Source organism: Ruminococcus sp. (assembly GCF_019423705.1).
GTDB lineage: Bacteria > Bacillota > Clostridia > Oscillospirales > Ruminococcaceae > Hominimerdicola.
Genome location: NZ_JAHZAX010000008.1, coordinates 1 through 20,375, shown reverse-complemented (window position 1 = coordinate 20,375; position 20,375 = coordinate 1). Strand labels below are relative to the sequence as shown.

The 20,375-nt window shown below is 44.4% G+C and carries 14 protein-coding genes and 1 tRNA gene; 13 read left to right on the top strand and 2 right to left on the bottom strand.

Features of this window, described 5'->3' with window-relative positions; genetic code table 11:
* Positions 1-106: 106 nt before the first annotated feature.
* Entirely contained in the window at positions 107-361 is a 255-nt protein-coding gene (gene secG, locus QZ371_RS07685; protein ID WP_295211344.1) for a preprotein translocase subunit SecG, read from the bottom strand.
* Between the two features lie 85 nt (positions 362-446).
* Positions 447-1,889, bottom strand: a complete 1,443-nt coding sequence (locus QZ371_RS07680) for a DUF389 domain-containing protein (protein ID WP_295211342.1) — start codon at positions 1,887-1,889, stop codon at positions 447-449.
* A gap of 243 nt (positions 1,890-2,132) precedes the next feature.
* Here QZ371_RS07680 and QZ371_RS07675 point away from each other — a divergent pair, with 243 nt between their 5' ends.
* From QZ371_RS07675 to QZ371_RS07615, 13 genes are all read left to right on the top strand, one after another.
* A complete protein-coding gene (locus tag QZ371_RS07675) occupies positions 2,133-2,846 on the top strand; it encodes a hypothetical protein (protein WP_295211339.1) in 714 nt (237 codons plus the stop codon).
* A 195-nt stretch (positions 2,847-3,041) separates the two neighbouring features.
* Positions 3,042-4,676, top strand: coding sequence for a class I adenylate-forming enzyme family protein (locus QZ371_RS07670; protein WP_295211337.1), 1,635 nt, complete (start codon positions 3,042-3,044; stop codon positions 4,674-4,676).
* 116 nt (positions 4,677-4,792) lie between these two features.
* Positions 4,793-5,278 carry a DUF6512 family protein gene (locus tag QZ371_RS07665; protein WP_295211335.1) on the top strand — a complete coding sequence of 162 codons (486 nt, stop codon included), beginning with the start codon at positions 4,793-4,795 and terminating at the stop codon, positions 5,276-5,278.
* Positions 5,279-5,378: 100 nt separating this feature from the next.
* Positions 5,379-5,470 (top strand) — tRNA-Ser (locus tag QZ371_RS07660).
* 330 nt (positions 5,471-5,800) lie between these two features.
* Positions 5,801-7,195 carry a Wadjet anti-phage system protein JetA family protein gene (locus tag QZ371_RS07655; protein WP_295211332.1) on the top strand — a complete coding sequence of 465 codons (1,395 nt, stop codon included), beginning with the start codon at positions 5,801-5,803 and terminating at the stop codon, positions 7,193-7,195.
* A complete protein-coding gene (locus QZ371_RS07650) occupies positions 7,192-7,812 on the top strand; it encodes a DUF4194 domain-containing protein (RefSeq protein WP_295211329.1) in 621 nt (206 codons plus the stop codon). The genes QZ371_RS07655 and QZ371_RS07650 overlap by 4 nt, the downstream gene beginning before the upstream one ends.
* The gene (locus tag QZ371_RS07645; protein ID WP_295211327.1) at positions 7,796-11,173 is read left to right on the top strand and encodes an SbcC/MukB-like Walker B domain-containing protein; all 3,378 of its coding nucleotides are present in this window, start codon (positions 7,796-7,798) and stop codon (positions 11,171-11,173) included. Before QZ371_RS07650 ends, QZ371_RS07645 begins: the two co-directional genes overlap by 17 nt.
* Positions 11,157-12,395 carry a Wadjet anti-phage system protein JetD domain-containing protein gene (locus tag QZ371_RS07640; protein WP_295211324.1) on the top strand — a complete coding sequence of 413 codons (1,239 nt, stop codon included), beginning with the start codon at positions 11,157-11,159 and terminating at the stop codon, positions 12,393-12,395. Before QZ371_RS07645 ends, QZ371_RS07640 begins: the two co-directional genes overlap by 17 nt.
* A gap of 168 nt (positions 12,396-12,563) precedes the next feature.
* The gene (locus QZ371_RS07635) at positions 12,564-14,648 is read left to right on the top strand and encodes a glycoside hydrolase family 3 C-terminal domain-containing protein (protein WP_295211322.1); all 2,085 of its coding nucleotides are present in this window, start codon (positions 12,564-12,566) and stop codon (positions 14,646-14,648) included.
* A gap of 248 nt (positions 14,649-14,896) precedes the next feature.
* Positions 14,897-15,049: a hypothetical protein gene (locus QZ371_RS07630; protein ID WP_295211319.1), complete on the top strand. Its 153-nt coding sequence runs from the start codon at positions 14,897-14,899 to the stop codon at positions 15,047-15,049.
* Positions 15,033-16,583 carry a sigma-70 family RNA polymerase sigma factor gene (locus QZ371_RS07625; protein WP_295211317.1) on the top strand — a complete coding sequence of 517 codons (1,551 nt, stop codon included), beginning with the start codon at positions 15,033-15,035 and terminating at the stop codon, positions 16,581-16,583. The genes QZ371_RS07630 and QZ371_RS07625 overlap by 17 nt, the downstream gene beginning before the upstream one ends.
* Positions 16,584-16,773: 190 nt before the next feature.
* Complete coding sequence (locus QZ371_RS07620) at positions 16,774-19,536, top strand: glycoside hydrolase family 3 C-terminal domain-containing protein (protein ID WP_295211316.1); 2,763 nt, start codon at positions 16,774-16,776, stop codon at positions 19,534-19,536.
* Positions 19,537-19,945: 409 nt separating this feature from the next.
* The coding region (locus QZ371_RS07615; RefSeq protein WP_295211313.1) for a phosphoenolpyruvate carboxykinase (ATP) at positions 19,946-20,375 on the top strand (430 nt) is incomplete at its 3' end.

Genomic DNA, 20,375 nt, shown 5'->3' with positions numbered 1-20,375 from the left:
TTTCCTTTCTTTATACTTTTTATATTCTTTTTACTCTTATTTTTCCCCAGTTTTTCGATTTTACATTCCAACAATGAAAAAGCCCTGCACGGAGCAGGGCAATCAATTATTTCTTGATCTGATAAATGATATTGACAGCAAGTGTTATCACAAAGATCAATATTGCGCTGATCCTTGTCAGTCTGTTAAGCTTGGCGTCCTTTGTGTTTGAACCATTCTTTCCGTAGAATGAATCATTGTATCCACCGCCGATAGCAGAAGTAAGACCCTGCTCTTTGGTATCCTGTGCAAGAACAACAAGTATGATAACGAGGCTGGCTATAATAAGCAGCGCACCTGCAACGATCTCGATTACGCTCATTTTAAATCCTCCAAAACATAATTATACATTTTAATATATTATAACACATCTTTTCAGAGATTGCAAGGGGTTTTCATTGATTTTTTCAATTCTTTTTCTCTGTTTTATCTGTTTTCTCAGTTTTTTCGGTCTTGGCGGCAGTCGTTTGCTCCACCTGCTGGATAACTGTGACATTTGTAACGTCAAGGCGCTTTTTGAGAAATTCTGTTACTGTGGTGAGCTGGCTGTCGGAGAGGGCTTTGTTTTCATAAAGCACCACCGTTATGCCTGTGACTGAGGAGCTTGAACCCACGGAATGGCTGTTCATATGGCCTGCAGCTGCGCCTGTTATCTGCGGATAGACTATCGAAAGCTCTTCGGCAACGTCGCTGACGTCGATATTGTAATTCTGATAGCTTTCAAGCTGGGCTTTGAGATCTTCATTTTCCTGCTTTAGCTCGTCATTTTCTTTTTGAGCGAGCACCTGCGCTACCTTGTTTTGAGTTTCCTCGTTGTCGGAGTTTTCTTCGAGCATTCTCTCGACTTCCTCGGCGGTTACGCCCTTTTCTACCTCGGTCTGGGTGATTACCAGCTTGTAGCCCTTCAAGCCGTAATCTTTCAGTTCGTTTTGCAGCTCTTTTGTCTCATCGGCGCTTATCTTTTTGCCGAGAAGCGCAACCTCGATAAGCTTATCATCGGTGCTGATAGTTTTCTGCACTATCTGTGTGCCTTCAAAGTCAAAAGCGTCGGAGATAAAACGCTCTGCGCTGCTGGTATCCACCTGTGTGTTTACGATATCGTAGGCAAGGTAAATGCTGGGGAGCATTGTGACGATAGCTATAACGGCGATATTGCGGTGTATCTTTTTGAGAGCTTTTGGATTGATGTCATTGCCGTGGGGAAGCCTTAGAAGCTTCAAGACGAGGATAGCGGCGAGGCAGATGAAAAAGCTGTTGATAAAGAAAAGATACATTGCGCCGCTGAAATAATCGAAGCGGTGTCTTGCAAGGCCATAGCCTGCGGTGCAGAGTGGCGGCATAAGGGCGGTAGCGATCGCCACGCCGGGGATAACGTTGCTCTTTTCCTTTCGGGTCTGACCGATTATGCCGGCAAGTCCGCCGAAGAGGGCGATGAGAACGTCCCAAGCCGTTGGAGTGGTTCGGGCGAGAAGCTCGGACGAGGCTGTGGTGATTGGCGAAATTGTGAAATAGATCGTCGAAGTGATAAGGCAGATGACCACCTGTATGCCAAGGCGTATTGCGGCGCTTTTTGACAGCGAAAGGTCATTTGTGGCAATGCCGTAGCCGATAGCTGTGATGCCGCCCATAAGTGGCGAGATGAGCATTGCGCCGATTATTACGGCGGTGGAATTCATATTCAGACCGATCGAGGCGATGAGTATTGCCAGCATTAGGATACACATATTGGTGCCTTGAAGCTTTGCCCCTGCGGTTATGGTGTTATGTATCTCTTCGGGGTCTGCCATATCCCAGCGGAGGCTGAACATACTGCGCAGACTTTTTATAAAACGTCCTTCCTTTAATTTCAATTTGATTTCCTCCATAGTTTGCTTGATTGATATATTGGCTGGTCGAAAAAAGGCGCAGAGCGAGTGGGACGTCGAGGACGTCCCCTACACCACAAAATTGTGGTTATCTGTGCTTTTTCAACAGCTTGACATTTGTAATAGTATATCACTAGTGAATATGTTTGTCAAACTTTTTCAAAAGGCTTGACAAAAAAAGGCGAATAATGTATAATTAACACAATGAAGTATAGGGAGCGTGACATTATGCGCAATAGTATGAAGAAAATGGTTTTGTTTGTGGCGATAGTTAATATGCTGGTGGCTGGGCTTGTGGGCTGCGGCGATGTCAGCGACAGTTCATCTGCGGCGGCGACGACTAAGGCAACGACTGCTTCAACCACGTCCGAAAGCGTGAGCAGCACCACCACGACAACCACGACTGCCACCACCACCGAGACGACCACCACAAAAAAGACCACCACCGAAAGCAAGTCCAAAACCACAACGACGACTAAAAAGACCGAGGCTGAGACCATTCAGCAGACCAAACAGGTTGGCGGCGACAATGGATATATTGAGGACAACAATAACAACGGCGGTTACAATTATGATGATGACTATGTAGAACCTGCGCAGACGGAAGCTCCCCAAACCACCACTCAGCGCAAAACTGAGGCTGCGACTACCACGACTACTAAGAAAGAGAATACGACGACAACTACATATTTGTACGAACCTTCAATACCATTGCAACAATGGGCAGGAAAAGGTTATACAACTACAATAATGGACGCTAATTACTCTGACTTCTATTTTACTTCTGTCGATATTGTTGGTGGCGATAATATTGATATCTCCTTTGATAAATATACCATTAACGCATATAGTGCAAAGGACAGCAGGACTGATGTGCGCATTAAAATGGAGCACCCTAATGGACAGACACGGACTTATAATATGACTATAATATTTGAATAAAATTATTTTCTTTATAACACGCTCAATTATACTTTCTATATAAACGCTATGGTTTTATTATACAACAAAACCATAGCGTTTTTGTGCGAATTGGCGGTAGAAAAGCTCTTTACATTAAGAGTGAAATGTGGTAAACTATTATTTGTATTATGATTTTAAAGCTTTAAGGCTTTTATCTGCGAAAGGAAGTTTATTATGCCAATTACCGATATATTGGAGCGCAACGCAAGAGAATTCGGCGGCGACGTGGCGCTTGTGGAAGTCAACCCCGAGATAAGGGAGACAAGACGTGTGACTTGGAAGGAATATGAGCTTATCGAGCCTAACCCTGTCTGTCATTATCGCCGTGAGATAACCTGGAGCGTTTTCAACGAAAAGGCAAACCGTTTTGCGAACCTGCTTTTATCCCGTGGGGTAAAAAAGGGTGACAAGGTGGGTATCCTGCTTATGAACTGTCTTGAATGGCTGCCTATTTATTTTGGTATCCTCAAGACGGGTGCGCTTGCAGTGCCGCTGAATTTCAGATACACTCCCGAGGAGATAAAATACTGTCTTGACCTTGCCGAGGTGGATATTCTTGTATTCGGCCCGGAATTTATCGGAAGAGTTGAGGAGATCGCCGAGGAGATAAGCAAGAACAGACTGCTTTTCTATGTTGGCGAGAACTGTCCTTCATTTGCTGAGCATTACGACAGGCTCACGGCAAACTGCGCAAGCACTACTCCGTACATAGAGCTTACTGATGAGGACGATGCGGCTATCTACTTCTCGTCAGGCACAACAGGCTTTCCGAAGGCTATCCTGCACAATCACGAGAGCCTTATGCACGCCGCAAGAGTTGAGCAGAATCATCACGGTCAGACCAAGGACGATGTATTCCTTTGTATTCCTCCGCTTTATCACACAGGTGCGAAAATGCATTGGTTCGGCAGCCTTATATCGGGCGGTAAGGCTGTGCTTCTCAAGGGCGTAAAGCCTGACTTTATCCTTGACACGGTATCGAGGGAGAAATGCACCATCGTATGGCTTCTTGTGCCTTGGGCGCAGGATATCCTTGACGCTATCGACAGCGGCGAGGTGACACTTTCAAAGTATGAGCTTTCACAATGGCGACTTATGCACATCGGTGCGCAGCCTGTTCCACCGTCTCTTATCGCACGCTGGAAGAAGGTTTTCCCCAACCACAAATATGATACCAACTATGGCCTTAGCGAATCTATCGGCCCTGGCTGCGTACACCTTGGTGTGGATAACATTGACAAGGTAGGTGCAATAGGCAAGGCAGGCTTTGGCTGGAAGGTCAAGATAGTTGATGATAAGGGCAATACTGTGAAGCGTGGCGAAGTGGGCGAGCTTTGCGTAAAAGGTCCCGGTGTTATGACCTGCTATTACAGAGACCCGAAGGCTACTGCGGAGACTTTGAAGGACGGCTGGCTTTTCACGGGGGATATGGCGCAGGAGGACGAGGACGGATTTATTTTCCTCGTTGACCGCAAGAAGGACGTTATCATCAGCGGCGGCGAAAATCTTTATCCTGTACAGATCGAGGACTTCCTCAGAAGCCACCCTGCTATCAGAGACGTGGCGGTAATCGGTCTGCCAGATCAGCGACTTGGCGAGATCGCAGCGGCGATAATAGAGCTCAAGCCCGATCACCCTTGCACGGAAGAGGAGATAATGGAATTCTGTCAGAAGCTTCCGAGATACAAGAGACCGCACAAGATAATTTTTGCGGACATTCCGAGAAACCCGACGGGCAAGATCGAGAAGCCGAAGCTTCGTCAGATATACTGCGGCGAAAGCGTTGTGGCAAAGCAAAATCACGGATAATTGCTTAATAGTTTAATATCAAAATATGGCGGTGCTGGAATTTTTTCAGCGCCGCTTTTTGGATTTGACATAATTTGCAAGGGGAATGGGGTAATATCACATTAAGAGGTGATATTATGACCAGAGCAAGAAATTGGGAGATCGCAGACTTTATATTCATCGTACTGGCAGGCTCGCTGCTGCATTTTGTTTACGGCTGGAGCGGCGAAAGGGCAGCTGTGGGGGTATTCTCGCCCATAAACGAGAGCGTGTGGGAGCATTTGAAGCTTTTGTATTTTCCTGCACTGGCGTTTGGCGGCATTGAGTATATTTTTCTGCGCAGGCGGACGGGAAGCCTTATCACGGCGAAAGCGGTGGGCATTTTGCTTGGAATGGTGTTCACGGTGGCGGCGTTTTACAGCTATACAGCCATTGCAGGGGACAATTTTTTGTGGGCGGATATAGGGCTGTTCGTGCTGTCTGCGGCGATAGCGGCGTACTGTTCCTATGTTTGTCGTGACTGCTTTTCGGGGAACATTGCAGGGTTCAACATAATGCTGGTGCTGTTCGGTTTATTTGTTGCGTTCACGTTTTTCACCCCTGATATTTTCATTTTCAACTGAATTTTGCAAGGACGGAGAAAAAAATTGCTCAAAGGGGTTGATTTTTTCTTGAAAGTAGTGTATAATAAAAACGTTCTGAGTGTGACATTGCACACTCAATGCAGATGTACCCAAGTGGTTGAAGGGTCCGCACTCGAAATGCGGTAGGATGGTAATACCATCGCAAGAGTTCAAATCTCTTCATCTGCGCCAAGAATCAACGCCGTTGTGGGTTTTCCGCTGCGGCGTTTTTGGGGTGTAGATATACAAATTGGACGTGAAATGGTACTCGATAGGCAACATTCTAAGTGCCGTTGACAAACAAATAGCAATAAAAGCAGTTAAATGATATTATCATCATATCATTTAACTGCTTTTTTCTTGTATCTTAAGTAAAACTTGCACAAAAAATATATAAAAAATTGAAATAAATAATCAAAACTGCTTGCGAAATACTAGAAAATATGATATAATGCAATTGGATAAAATTTCATAACAAGCGATATCAAGCTGTTTTTGTATTTTGTATGAAGAGGTGATGTGATGAATTTATATGATGTTGTGCCCGAGAATTTGTTTTCTATCTTGGTGTCGCCAAACAAGAGCTTGTATGTAAAGGCGCTGTTCGTGCTGCTGGACGCTTTTAAGATACATCTTCAGATATCGAAAGACGAGCTTATTTCAATGCTGATATCTTCTCTTGAGGACGATATTATCAATGCGGATTTTTCTGATGAAAAGCTGCTTGAGAATGAATATTCTCTTTCAGGAAAGGCACATTTTATTGTCCGAAAATTAAAGACAGATGAATGGATATTCATTGAGACGGAAGCGGACTTTGTTGACTATGTCACTCTGCCTAGTTATAGTATCAAAATAATACAGCTGCTGTATGATCTTACTCATTATGAGGAACAGGAAAATTTCGCCTATGTGTATTCTACTTATTCATCTTTAAAAATGGCGGATAATGAACGTGAGCCATTTGAGTTGTATGCGGCGTTATATGATGGTGCAAACCGTACAGAGCAGCTTGTTGAGAGTTTAAAGTCTGCATATCACGGGATAACGGCATATAATCAACAGCTTATCGACGCCATAAATGTAAACAATGTTCTGAGCCTGCATTATGATATGTTCAGACAGGAGATAGCTGAGAGAATCCTCAAGCCTTTGAAAATTCGTGACTCGGTACCGAAATACAAGCACCCTATCGAGATGATATTGAAAAGCTGGCTGGTCGATGATGAAGTGTTAGACTCTTTGGCAGACTATGCTTTTTCAGCAAAAAAATTTGACACAAGAGACAAATGTTATGAAGACGTTCAGCGAAAAATATACTATATACTTGATACATATAACAGTCTTGAACGTGACTACATAAGTGTTATAGACGACAAAAACAGGCATTATACAAGAGCCACCACACAGAAGATAGATTATCTTATCAATTCTGACCAGACTGTCAAGGGTAATCTCATATCATTGATGAAATACATTGCTGATGAGGATACATCGGATATGGCTGTTGATATGCTTTCACAGTCATTTGAACTTTATGATCTTGGTTATATCAGCGAGGAGAGCTTGTATGAAAGAAAGCGTGGAGTTCGTCACAATGAGCCTTCAACTGTTATTATCGAGGATGACGCCGAGCTTGAAGCCAACGCCCGTGCCGAAGCGATGGGTCTTATGAAGGGCAAATATAGAAGAAAAAATGTAATGAAGTTTATGAGTAAAATGTTTGGCGACAAAGATGAGATAAGCACGGCTGACATTGGTGTTAATGACGATGAAGCGTATATTATGACAATGTTATCAGTGGCATATGCAGGAGATCGTGGCAGCGATTATGTTATCAAAGTAAATGATGGCTGCATAAATCACGACGGATACGAGATACCCGATATTGTTTTCAGAAAGAAGGTCAAAAAATGAGCTTAGAAGATGATCTTATCAAAATAGCGAATATGCCCGACAAAGAAAAGGCTGAATTTGCTAGGCTTGCAAACTATCTTATGTCATCGACTTATTTGCTGAGGGACGACGATAAACATAGGATATCGAAAGATTATCTTTTTGTTGAACGCCGTTTTGAACTATTTTATGGTTATTTCAGTATGATAGGTTGGCGGATATATCAAGACAAGCAATATGGTGTGATACGCATTGAGAATGTTGACGGAATGAATAAAATGAAGCTTGACAAGCTGACGACTGTTGTTATCATAGCAATGAGAGTGATCTATGAAGAGAAGCGTATACAAGCAAGCTCCTCAAATGATGTTTGTACGACTGTTGCTGAGATAATCGGAAAGATCGTAAACGACTTTTCGATATATAAGAAAAAGCCCACGCAGCTTGACCTGAAAGAAACATTCAGGATACTTGAAGCACATAATCTGATATACAGGCTCGGTGAAAGTTATACTGATTATGATTGCAGACTGATGATATTGCCGTCAATAATGTTTGCGGTGTCAAATGAAAAATGTAAGAGCATTTGCAAAACGCTGGAGCTGGAAAAGGAGGTTTCTGATGAAGAGACTGAATAGGTTGCTGCTGATAAACTGGCATTATTTTGACAAACAGATCGTAGATTTCGGCGATATAAACTTTTTGACAGGAAAGAATACTGCGGGAAAGTCTACGGTTATTGACGCTTTGCAGGTAGTGCTTATGGGCGAGACACGTTCCAGCGCATTTAACAGAGCGGCAAACAAAAAATCAGAAAGAACGCTTAAAAGCTATCTTATTGGCTCTCTTGGAGAGGACGTTGAGAGCGGAAACAAGAGCAAGCGTGGCGGACAGAATTTTACAACATATATCGTAGTTGAAATATATGACGATATAAGGGACGAATATTTTTGTCTTGGTGCGGCGTTTGACAGCTACGCTGACGGAAGCGAGATCAGAAAGCGCTTTTTCTATATGAAAGATAGGATACCGGAAAATCACTTTATCGAAAACAAGACAGCTATTAATACTATTAAGCTGGCGGAATATTTAAAGGCAAACCATTCTCAGAACAGATATACAATAACAGGCACAGTGGAGACATATAGGGAAGACGTGCGTACAAGACTTAATGTTCACGAAAGCAAAATGTTTTCAATGCTGAAAAAGGCCATATCTTTTGAGCCGATAAACGATATTGAACGCTTTATAACGGAGAATGTTTGCGATATTGAAGATGACATTGACACAGCATCAATGCAGGAAAATATCGCTTATTATATGAGGCAAGAGCAGATCGCAAATGCTTTTGAGGAGAAGCTTGCGGCTCTCGAAACGATAAGAACCGCTTATGGTGAGGTGGAGCGTTATAAGGCTCAGCAAAAGCGTCAGAAATTTTTGATAGACTATGCAAGCTTTGAAACACTTAAAGTTCAGCTTTGCAATGCTGAAAAGCAAATAGAGCAGTACGGCAAAGATATTGAAGATCATACTCGGGAGTATAACGATCTGCAAAAGCTTATTGCTAAGCTTGAGGAAGAGAAAGAGAAGCTTACGAAAGAAAAAGATGAATACTGGCGTGACAAAGATGGCGACAGGATCAAAGAGGATATTGCAAGATACGAAAAACTGATACAAAAGGCTGATAATGAGATAAGTCAGTTCGTTTTAAACATACGGCGAAACTGCGAGAAATGGATAGCGATAATTTCTGCGGCAAAGGCAAAGGAGAACTCAGAGCAGTTCGTTGAACTTGCGGACAAGCTTTGCGAAATGCTTGAAAGACTCGGAAATATTCGAGAAGATGGACTTGATGAGTATTCTGTTGCGTTTTTGGAAAATATCAACGAGCAATTCAATCTGCTGAAAGAATATCTTATGCCGATAATTTCTGATCTTATAAGCAGACATAGTAGTTTAAATGACAGGAAAAAGCAGCTTGAAGAGACTATTGCCAAGCTGAAAAAGGGAGTAATGCAATATCCCGAAAGGGCGCAGCGGTTCAAGGACGTTATTTCAACCGAGCTTTACAAGCTGCACGGACATTCGGTGCAGGTGGATTTCTTTGCTGATCTTATCGACATAACGGACGAAGAGTGGCACAATGCTGTTGAGGGTTACCTTAATACGCAGAGAATGAATTTGATAATAGCGCCCGAATATTTTGAGGACGCATATCATATTTACAAGGGAGTTCGCCACGACATAAAAGCATATGAATACAGGATAGTTGACTGCGAAAAGGTGCTTAATGCGCACAGAAATTTGGCGGAGTGCAATCTTGCGGAAGTCGTATCATCTGAAAACAAATATGCAAAGGCTTATGCTGAATTTCTTATGGGCGGCGTAACACGCTGTTATGATGATAAGCGGATAAGAGATCATAAAAAATCTGTCACGAGAGAGTGTATGACTTACAGCGGATTTTCTGTTGGTTCTCTTAACAAACAGGCGTATCAAAATCCTTATATCGGAAGAGGTTCTATTGAAAAGCAGATAGAATTGAAAGAGCGTGAGCTGGAAGAAGTCAAAAGTGATATCCTGCTCATAAGCGGTGCGGTCAATGCCCTTGCACCTATAAACGGCGAATGGTTTTTGACCAGCGATTATATCTCATCGGCGGCAAAAAGCGCTTTTCAAACATCGGCAGACCTTGTGGAATACAAAAATGCTCTTAAAGAATGGGTATACACATTCAATAAGATAGATTTCAATTGGTTGGGCGATATGGAAAGCAGTATTAAGCAGAAGGGCGAAGAGATAGACAGTGCTCGTGAAAATAAAGAAGATATATACAGTGAGATCAAAGGTTGTGAAGGTAAAAAGGCGCAGCTTATCAATGAGACCATACCGAAGATAAAAAGTGAGATCACAGATGCTCAAAATCTGTTAAGCGATATATATGACGAGGAATACATAAGCACCACGAAGGCTAATTCTTATGATATCGAGCTGAAAAACCGCAAAACGCCTGAGGCTATAAAAGAGGCTTTTGTTTCGCCTTTGAAGCAGACTGAAACTATTTTGCAGGATAAGATAAAAAAGCTTATTGATCTTAGGGTGGACTTTAACCGTGCACAAAATTTATCATTTGACTATCAGAACACAGACAGCAATGAAATTTATGAGAAAGAGTATGTAAAGATAAAGGACACAGAGCTGCCAAAGTATCGTGAGCAGATCGAAAAGGCAAAGATCGACGCTATGGAGCAGTTCAAGAGCGACTTTTTGTATAAGCTGAAAAGAAATATTGAGGAGACTTATAAACGTATCGACGACCTTAACAGGGCGTTGAGAGAGGCAAAGTTCGGCAATGACACATATCGTTTTAAGGTCGAGCCCAACCCTGCATATCGTGAATACTATGATATGATAATGTCGGATCTGCTTATGAGCGGCGACGCAACTCTGTTTTCTTATGACTTTACGTCAAAATATCAAAGCACGCTTGACAGCCTGTTTTCACAGATAATAAGTCTTTCTGATAATGACGGCGAAAAAGCTAATAATAATATAGAGATTTTCAGCAAATATAAGACCTATCTTTCATTTGATCTTTTTTCAACAGACAGCAATGGCAGAACAGACAGACTTTCAAAGTCGATATTTACAAAATCGGGCGGAGAAACTCAGACGCCTTTTTACATTGCCGTGTTGGCTTCCTTTGCACAGCTTTATAAGGTCAATGACACAAAGGAAAAAGGCAATACGTTTAGACTTGTGATATTTGATGAAGCTTTCAACAAAATGGACCCCGAAAGAATTGAGGAAAGCGTTAAACTTCTCAAGCATTTTAAATTGCAGGCTATACTGTGTTCGTCTGAAAAAATAGACTATATTGCGCCATTGGCTGACAAAACTTTGTTTGTTGTCAAGGGACAAAGCAGAAACGGTTATACTTCAAAAATAACGGAATGGACAAAAGAAATGAGTGACAGCATAGATGAATTATCAGAGTAGGATACTTAATAAGCTTATCGACAGCTATGAGAACAGCAAGCATTATTCTGATGGAACGGCATTTACTAAAAGGGTGATCGTGCGTTGCAGAGATCTCATAGATGTCACAGAACCTAGTGAAAATGCGCAGTTCCTTTCTGATATTACTGAATTGAAGGCAAAGAACTTTATTGACTGCGATTGGGAGCGCAAGGATTTGGTTGCCGATCGTATATGGCTCATACTTGATAATGTTGACAGCGTTTATGCCTATTTGGGCAGAAGATCGAGAAACGATGAGGTGAAAGATGTTCTTGGTGCGATAAATCAGCTATTGAATAGTATCACAACAGGCTGGATAAGTGAATATCTGCGCTCTCAGTACGATAACATTAAAGTTAAAAACAAGCCTACAGGCATATGGCGTTCGGACATAAAGATCGTGCGTGAGATACTTTCAGCCCTTGGCGAGATCGACAAACTTAACGGTAAAAGCGTTTCAATGCGTACATTCAGCATTGAGCTTTACAGCGATTCAAAATATTTTGAGCGGAACATAAAAAAGTATATCGTAGATATAGCAAGAAAATACGAACCAGACCTGCGTGAAAATGATGAACTTTCTGAGCGTGAGATATTGCAGCAGCTTGGTGTCGTTATGATGCCCGAGATATTTGAGTTTTGTGGGAATTTAGCTGTCAAATTCAAGGACGGAACGGTGGATTTTTCGCCGATAAAAAATGGTTCGTGTATTTCGGGAGACTGCGTTGAGGAGATACTGTTGGCGGAGGTAAAAGGCGTAAACAGGATAATTTTCATTGAAAACAAGACAAATTACTCTGAGTATTGTTTGAAAAGTAAACGGGCAGACGAACTTGTGGTTTTTCACGGCGGTTTTTACAGTCCGCAGAGAGGTAAGTTTTTTAAGATCATTCATAGCGCTGCAAAAGGTATACCGATATACTTTTGGGCAGATATAGACTATGGTGGATTTAAAATGTTCGTTAGATTAAAGAAAAATATCATATCTGAACTTCAGCCGATGAATATGTCTGCGCAAGCGCATAAAGATCATTCGCACAGGCTTCTTGAACGTTCAGACGAGTATATTGAAAAGCTGCTGAGATTGTGTGATGATGAAGATTATTTTATGTTCGATGATGTGATAAAAGCCATTGCACAAAGCCACGGAACAGTTGAGCAGGAGTGCTTTTTGCTTGACGATAACGTGATGTTGGTTTGATTTTATTGACCTGATTTTTATGTCGTGATGAGAGTGATCTTGTCACGGCGTTTCTCTTTTAGATGTGATTTTCCCCCTTGATTTCTCCCACCAAATGCGCTATAATATAAACAAGCAAAGAAACGGCTGCCAAGCCGCATAGAACCATAGATCACGAAAGGAATCATTATGACAGAATATAGAAAATATCTTGACGAAAGTCTGTCGGCGCAGGAGAGGGCGCAGGCGTTGGTAGAGAAAATGACTATCGAAGAGGCGGCTTCTCAGCTTCGGTTCGACGCTCCTGCGGTGGAGCGGCTGGGAATACCCGAATATAACTGGTGGAACGAGGGCATACATGGGTTGGCACGAAGCGGAACTGCCACGATGTTCCCGCAGGCGATCGGTCTTGCGGCGATGTTCGATACCGAGCTTGTACACAATGCCGCTGACGTTACTTCCACCGAAGCGAGGGCGAAATACAACGAGTATTCAAAGCGTGGAGATAGGGATATCTACAAGGGCTTGACCCTGTGGGCGCCAAATATAAACATTTTCCGTGACCCACGTTGGGGAAGAGGTCACGAAACTTACGGCGAAGACCCGTTTCTCACGGCGGAGTGTGGAAAGGCTTATGTGAAAGGTTTGCAGGGCGAGGGCGATGTGCTCAAGACTGCCGCCTGTGCAAAGCACTTTGCTGTACATAGCGGCCCTGAGGCTCTGCGGCACGAATTTAACGCCGAAGTTGGGGCGAAAGACTTGGAGGAGAACTATCTTTACGCTTTTGAAGAACTGGTAGAAAATGCAAAGGTCGAGGGCGTAATGGGTGCGTATAATCGTGTCAACGGCGAGCCTTCCTGCGCAAGCGACTTTCTTATGGGCAAGCTGAAAGAGTGGGAATTTGACGGCTATTTCGTGTCCGATTGCTGGGCGATAAGGGATTTTCACGAGCACCATATGGTTACATCATCGCCTGTTGAATCGGCTGCAATGGCGCTGAAAGCAGGCTGCGACGTCAATTGCGGCTGCACTTATGTGAACCTGCTTTCGGCTCTTGAAAAGGGGCTTGTAACGGAAGATGATATCCGCCGTTCCTGCGTAAAGCTTATGCGCACAAGGATAAGGCTTGGTATGTTCGATAAGGCAACAGAGTATGATAATATCCCATACAGCGTTGTTTCAAGTCCCGAACACAAGGCGATAGCTTATGATTGTGCCAAGAAGTCGATGGTGCTTTTGAAAAACAGCGGCGTTTTGCCTATCGACGAAAACAAGGTCAAAACTATCGCTGTGATCGGCCCTAACGCAGACAGCCGAACGGCTCTTGAGGGCAATTACAACGGCACGGCGGACAGATATGTGACGTTCCTCGAGGGCATTGAGGACAGATTTTCGGGCAGAGTGCTTTATGCCGAGGGCTGCCACCTTTATAAGGACAGAGTATCAGGTCTTGCGCAGGCTGGTGACAGATACGCTGAGGCGGAAGCTGCCGCTGACAACGCCGATCTGACTGTGCTTTGCCTTGGACTTGACGCAACCATCGAGGGCGAAGAGGGCGACACGGGCAATGAATTTTCGTCGGGAGACAAGGGCGGACTGCTTTTGCCCGAAAGCCAGCGTGAGCTTGTAAGGCGTATAATGGCGCTTGGCAAGCCTGTTGTTATCGTCTGCGCCGCAGGAAGTTCCATCAATACCGAAGCTGACGCCGACGCACTTATCCACGCTTGGTATCCGGGTTCAGAGGGCGGAAAGGCTTTGGCGGATATACTTTTCGGCGATGTTTCGCCATCGGGCAAGCTGCCTGTGACCTTCTATGAAAGCGCAGAAAAGCTCCCTGATTTCACCGATTATTCGATGTCGGGCAGGACTTATCGCTACACCCGTGACAATGTGCTTTATCCTTTCGGATATGGTCTGACATACGGCAATGTGACTGTGACAGGCCTTGAGTACAAGGACGGCAAGGCGATCGTTACGGCGCACAATGGCGGCGAAGCTACTGACGATGTTATCCAGCTTTATATCAAGGCGAAGTGCCGATACGCTGCGCAGAACCCAGTTCTTTGTGGTTTCAAGCGTGTGCATATTGGAAATGGAGAGGACGTGACGCTTGAGATAGCCATTGCCGACAAGGCGTTCACGACAGTTTCGGACAGCGGCGAACGTGGAAAATTCTGCGAAGATTTCACACTTTATGCAGGCACACACCAGCCAGACGAGCTTAGCTGCAAGCTTAGCGACACGGAATGTATAGAATTGGATATCAAGGCGTGATATTTATACATTACAATATATAGCATTTACAAGACCGACTGCGGCATTACTGCGGTCGGTCTTGTTGCTTATAGTGAAAAGCTGTGGTATAATTAAACAGAGATACGAAGGCGATTTTGTGCAGTTATACAAAAAGATAAAAAATTATCGGAAAAGCGGTAACGCATTGGGGCTTTGTGCAACTAAATAACAGAAGGGCAGAAAGAACGCAAGCTGTCCGAAAAAATCGGAGCAGGCATAATAGAATTATGAAGATCAGAAATATCAGCAACGTCATTTTCTGGGTACTGGAAAGTATGAACGATGATGTGAAAATGACTGACGAAGAGGTCGAAAACAGTATGCGCAGGCTTATGCGGAAATTTTTCAAGGGGGCAACTAACGATGATGAACAAGAATGAAATGGCAAAGATAGTCGGACGGGCAAAGGCTGGGGAAAGGGAAGCTTTTGAGCAGCTTTACAAGGCTTATCACGACAAGCTTTACTTCTTTGTGCTGAAAAATGTGGGGGATAAGCACACAGCAGAGGATATCACCGAGGAGGCTTTTCTTGCCTCGATGCAGAAGATATCCACGCTGAAAAATGATGAGAATTACGAGACTTGGCTTCATTCTATCGCTTTCAACAAGTGCAGAATGTATTTTCGTGAGGAGAGCAAAAACGACAGCGTGAGCCTTGACGACACCGCTGAGGCTGATCTTCACGCAGATGATACGGTTATGCTGCCCGACGATTATGCAGACAGCCGTGAGCTAAAACGCAGCCTTAAAGAGGTGATCGACACAATGAAAGCGGATATGCGCTCGGCGGTGATACTATATTATTATGACGGAATGTCGATGAAAAAGGTGGCGGAGGTGCTTGGCATTTCGGAAAACGCCGCAAAGCAGAAGCTTTTCAAGGCAAGGGGCAAGATCAAAAAAGAGATCGAGCGCATTTTTGAGGGCGGCGTGCTTTCGGCTGTGCCTGTCAGCGTTATGCTGAGAGATACCATATCGCCGAAATTTGCGGCTGCTGCGGTGACGCCTGCGGCAAAGCCTTCCTCTATTGCCGTTAAAACAGCAGGCATTGCGGCGGCGCTGGCTGTTGCGGTGAGCATTCCAATATCGCTTAATGCAATCAGCAGAGACGGCTTCGGCATACACGAAAACAGCAGCATTGCCGACAGTTTTGATGAGGAGAGCTATTCGGACAGCATTTCGTTTGCTGACAGCAAAAAAGAGCAGGACTATTCAGAAACCAGCAGAGCGGAGACTTCCACGGCTGAGGTGGTGACAAGTGCGGCGGAGACGCTTCCTGCGGTGACGACAACGACTTCAACAGGCGTTCAGACCACACAGCCGCAGGACACACAAACTCAGCCTGCAAGCAGGGTTATGCCTGGGCAGGATTTCACGGGGGAGCAGTTTTTCTCAAAGACAGTCGGCGAAATGCTTGACCTTGCAGGGGAAAGCTATGAACTTGTTTATCCAACCTTCGTTCAGCAAGGCTATAACTCGATGTATCAATGTGGGGCGTTTGCGCAGTATCATTTCGGCAGGGCGGCTTATGATACCGAAAAAGGCACGGGCTATGTTGACAAAAGTCAGCCTGTCACAAGGGTGGAACTTTACAGCGGCGCATATCTCACAAAGGATATTTATGTTGGTATGACTTATAATCAGCTTTGTGAAGCCTTGGGCGAAAAGCCGCTTATGTATCTTTCAAACACCGACAGAGACCGCATTGTGTCGGCGAATATAAACGGCAGAGTGTGGTGGTTCGGCTTTGATCTGACTGACGAACAGCTTGATGAAACATACAAGAGAATGCAAGCGCAGACGGACAGCGAGACTTTTAATTATAACCCGTATCAGTACGGAATTGACATTTCTGACATTGACCCTGTTGTCAATGTTGCGGTGTGCGATATAAGTTATAACGAGGGCGCATAAAAAAGGACAGCAAAACGGATAAAAATATAGTTAAAGAGCCGCAGGGAGAAGTCTTTGCGGCTCTTATCGTTGTCGCCAAATAAGCAGAAAATAAACCCATTGTTCATAGTATCTTTATTGAAAGCGGCTATTTGTTGTGCTATAATACACCTTGAAAATCAAATGGTCACAAATAAGAAAGGTGAAAGCTATGGAAAATAAAAATGGTATAGAAAGAATACTTGATTGGGATAAATATCTTGAAACTGCGGCGAAAATGGTCTCTGAGGGCGTTGTAATGCTCAAAAATGAAAAGGGCGCTCTGCCACTTGATACGACAAAGGAAGTTGCCGTTTTCGGACGTATCCAGTTTCATTATTATAAAAGTGGAACTGGTTCGGGCGGAATGGTGAATGTTTCAAAGGTCGTGAACATTCTTGACGGGCTTGCTGACAACGGCGTTAAGGTAAATCAAAAGCTGCTTGATACATATAAAAAGTGGGACAAGGAAAATCCGTTTGATCTCGGTGAGGGCTGGGGAGGCGAGCCTTGGTCGCAGAAGGAAATGCCTCTTGACGAAAACCTTGTGAAAGAGACTGCTCAGAGCTGCGAGACCGCTATCGTTATAATAGGCAGAACCGCAGGCGAGGAGCAGGACAACAGGCTTGAAGCCGGTTCTTATCTGCTCAGCGCTGACGAGATCGCAATGCTCACGGCTGTTAGGAAAAATTTCGAAAAGGTGGTATTGCTTCTCAATGTGGGCAACATTATTGATATGACTGACATAAACAGGATATCACCCGACGCTGTGCTTTATGTTTGGCAGGGCGGAATGACAGGCGGCAAGGGCACGGCGGACGTCCTTACAGGAAAGGTCAGCCCGAGCGGAAAGCTTCCCGACACTATCGCATATAATGTTTCAGATTATCCCTCTGACGCAAATTTTGGCAAGACTGAAAATAAGGATATCTACGCCGAGGATATTTATGTCGGCTATCGCTATTTCGAGACTTTCGCAAAGGACAAGGTGATGTATCCTTTCGGCTTTGGACTTTCATACACAAAGTTTGAGGTCAAGATGGAAAAGGCGGAGATAGCTGAGGGCGCTGCTAAGCTTTCGGTATCGGTGAAAAATGTTGGCGATTACAGCGGAAAGGAAGTTATCCAGCTTTATTGTGAAGCGCCGCAGGGCAAGCTTGGCAAGGCGGCGAGGGTGCTTTGCGGCTTTGAAAAGACCAAAGAGCTTGCAACCAATGAGGAGCAGATTATCGAGATAACGGCTGATATAGCAAAGCTTGCTTCTTATGATGACGCAGGGGTGACGGGCAATAAGTCCTGCTATGTTCTTGAAGCAGGGGAGTATAGATTCTATCTCGGCACGGACGTGAGAAGCGCAAAGTACGCTTGCAGTTACGAGCAGGCTGAGACTATCGTGACTGAGAAGCTCACGCAGGCGCTTGCACCTGTTGAAGACTTTGAGCGCATAAAGCCTGTTTGCAAGGACGGCGGTTATGAGATATCAAAAGTGAGCGTGCCAACATCGCAGGTGGATGAAGCCGCAAGGCGCATTGAAAAGCTGCCGAGAGAGATCGCCTATACTGGTGACAAGGGCATAAAACTTTGGGACGTTAAGAACGGCAAAAACACAATGGACGAATTCATCGCCCAGCTTTCAGACTACGACCTGTCCTGCATTATAAGGGGCGAGGGAATGGGCAGCCCGAGAGTTACCGCAGGAACGGCTTCGGCATTCGGCGGTGTGTCGGAAGATCTCAACGCTTTCGGTATCCCAGCAGGCTGCTGCTCTGACGGCCCATCGGGTATGAGGCTTGACTGCGGCACAAAGGCGTTCAGCCTGCCAAACGGCACGATGATAGCTTCCTCTTTTAATAAGGAACTTGCTCAGGAGCTTTTCACTCTTATGGGTCTTGAAATGACCGCAAACAAGGTGGATTGCCTCCTTGGCCCCGGTATGAACATTCATCGTCACCCACTCAACGGAAGAAACTTTGAGTATTTTTCGGAAGACCCATTCCTTACAGGAAAAATGGCTGCCGCAGAGCTTAAGGGTATGAATTCTGTCGGCGTGACGGGCACGATAAAGCACTTTTGCGCCAATAATCGTGAGACCAACAGGCATTATATCGACTCCGTTGTATCGGAAAGAGCGCTGAGGGAAATTTACCTCAAGGGCTTTGAGATTGCGGTCAAAGAGGGTGGCGCTTCGTCGGTTATGACGACATACGGCAGCGTAAACGGCTTGTGGACGGCTGGCAATTTTGACCTTAATACAGTCATTCTCCGTGAGGAGTGGGGCTTTAAGGGCTTCACGATGACGGACTGGTGGGCGAATATAAATGTTCGTGGCAAAGAGCCCGACAAGACCGACTTCGCCGCAATGGCAAGTGCGCAGAACGACGTTTATATGGTTTGCCCAGACGGCGAAAAGAACAACGACAACACTCTTGCGGCGCTTGAAAGCGGCACGATCGAAAGGGCAGAACTTCAGCGCAACGCCGCCAACATCTGCGGCTTTTTGCTTGGCACAAATGCCTTGAAGCGTGCCCAGGGCGTTGACGAGCCTGTAAAGGTCATCAATCGTGAGGCGGACGTTCAGGAGGACGACAAGCCTGTTCAGTTCTACAAGGTGGACAGGGATATCACCATCGACCTCAGCGATATACCTACGCAAAAGGGCACTTCTTACAGCTTTGCCCTTGATCTTTCAAACTTCGGCACTTACAAGGTGACAGTTACGGCAAGCTCAACTCAGAGCGAGCTTGCGCAGATACCTATGACCCTTTTCAATATGGGCACGGCAAGCGGAACGTTCACTTTCAACGGCACAAACGGCAAGCCTGTTTCGATCTCAAAGGAGACGCCGATGTTCTCACGCTTTACCACGTTTAGGATTTATTTCGCACAAAACGGTCTTGATATGCACAGCATAAGATTTGAATTGACAGACAAGTGACCTTGCAGACGTGGGAGCATTTTATATGATTTGATATAGAAAATGCAATTTGGTATATGGCCGGATTGCATTTTTGCTTTTTACGTTTGATAATAGTCAATATCTTTAAAAAAGGCAGCATTTTACATAAATTAACTTTTATTCATAGAAAATCGGTATAGATTTAAACAAAATATAAAAAAATCGCCCACAAAATAAATATGAAAGCTTGCATTTCGTAAAAATATGTGGTATAATTATATTGCTGTAATAGGAGCGAATAACCATACGCTGAATTTCGTTCATAAGTTTGCTGAAAATGCAGGCTTTTGCATAGTGGTTTTGTTAAGGAAAGAAAATGAATGCGTGTGGGTGGATAGTTTCATTATGGCGCTTACTGACGTAAATTTTTAGAAAAGGAGTTATTGCAATGTCTAAAATTGATTTGAGCAAGTACGGTATTACCGGCACGACAGAAGTTGTTTACAACCCTTCCTATGAGCAGCTGTTCGAGGAGGAGACAAAGCCTGAACTCGAGGGCTATGAAAAGGGTCAGGTGAGTGAGCTTGGCGCAGTAAACGTAATGACAGGCGTTTACACAGGCCGTTCACCTAAGGACAAGTTCATCGTTGTTGACGAGAATTCAAAGGATACTGTATGGTGGACTTCCGATGAGTATAAGAACGACAATCACCCTGCTTCACAGGAGGCTTGGAAGTCTGTTAAGGAGCTGGCTATCAAGGAGCTCTCAAACAAGAGACTTTTCGTAGTTGATGCATTCTGCGGCGCTAACAAGGATACAAGAATGGCTATCCGTTTCATCGTTGAGGTTGCTTGGCAGGCTCACTTTGTAACAAATA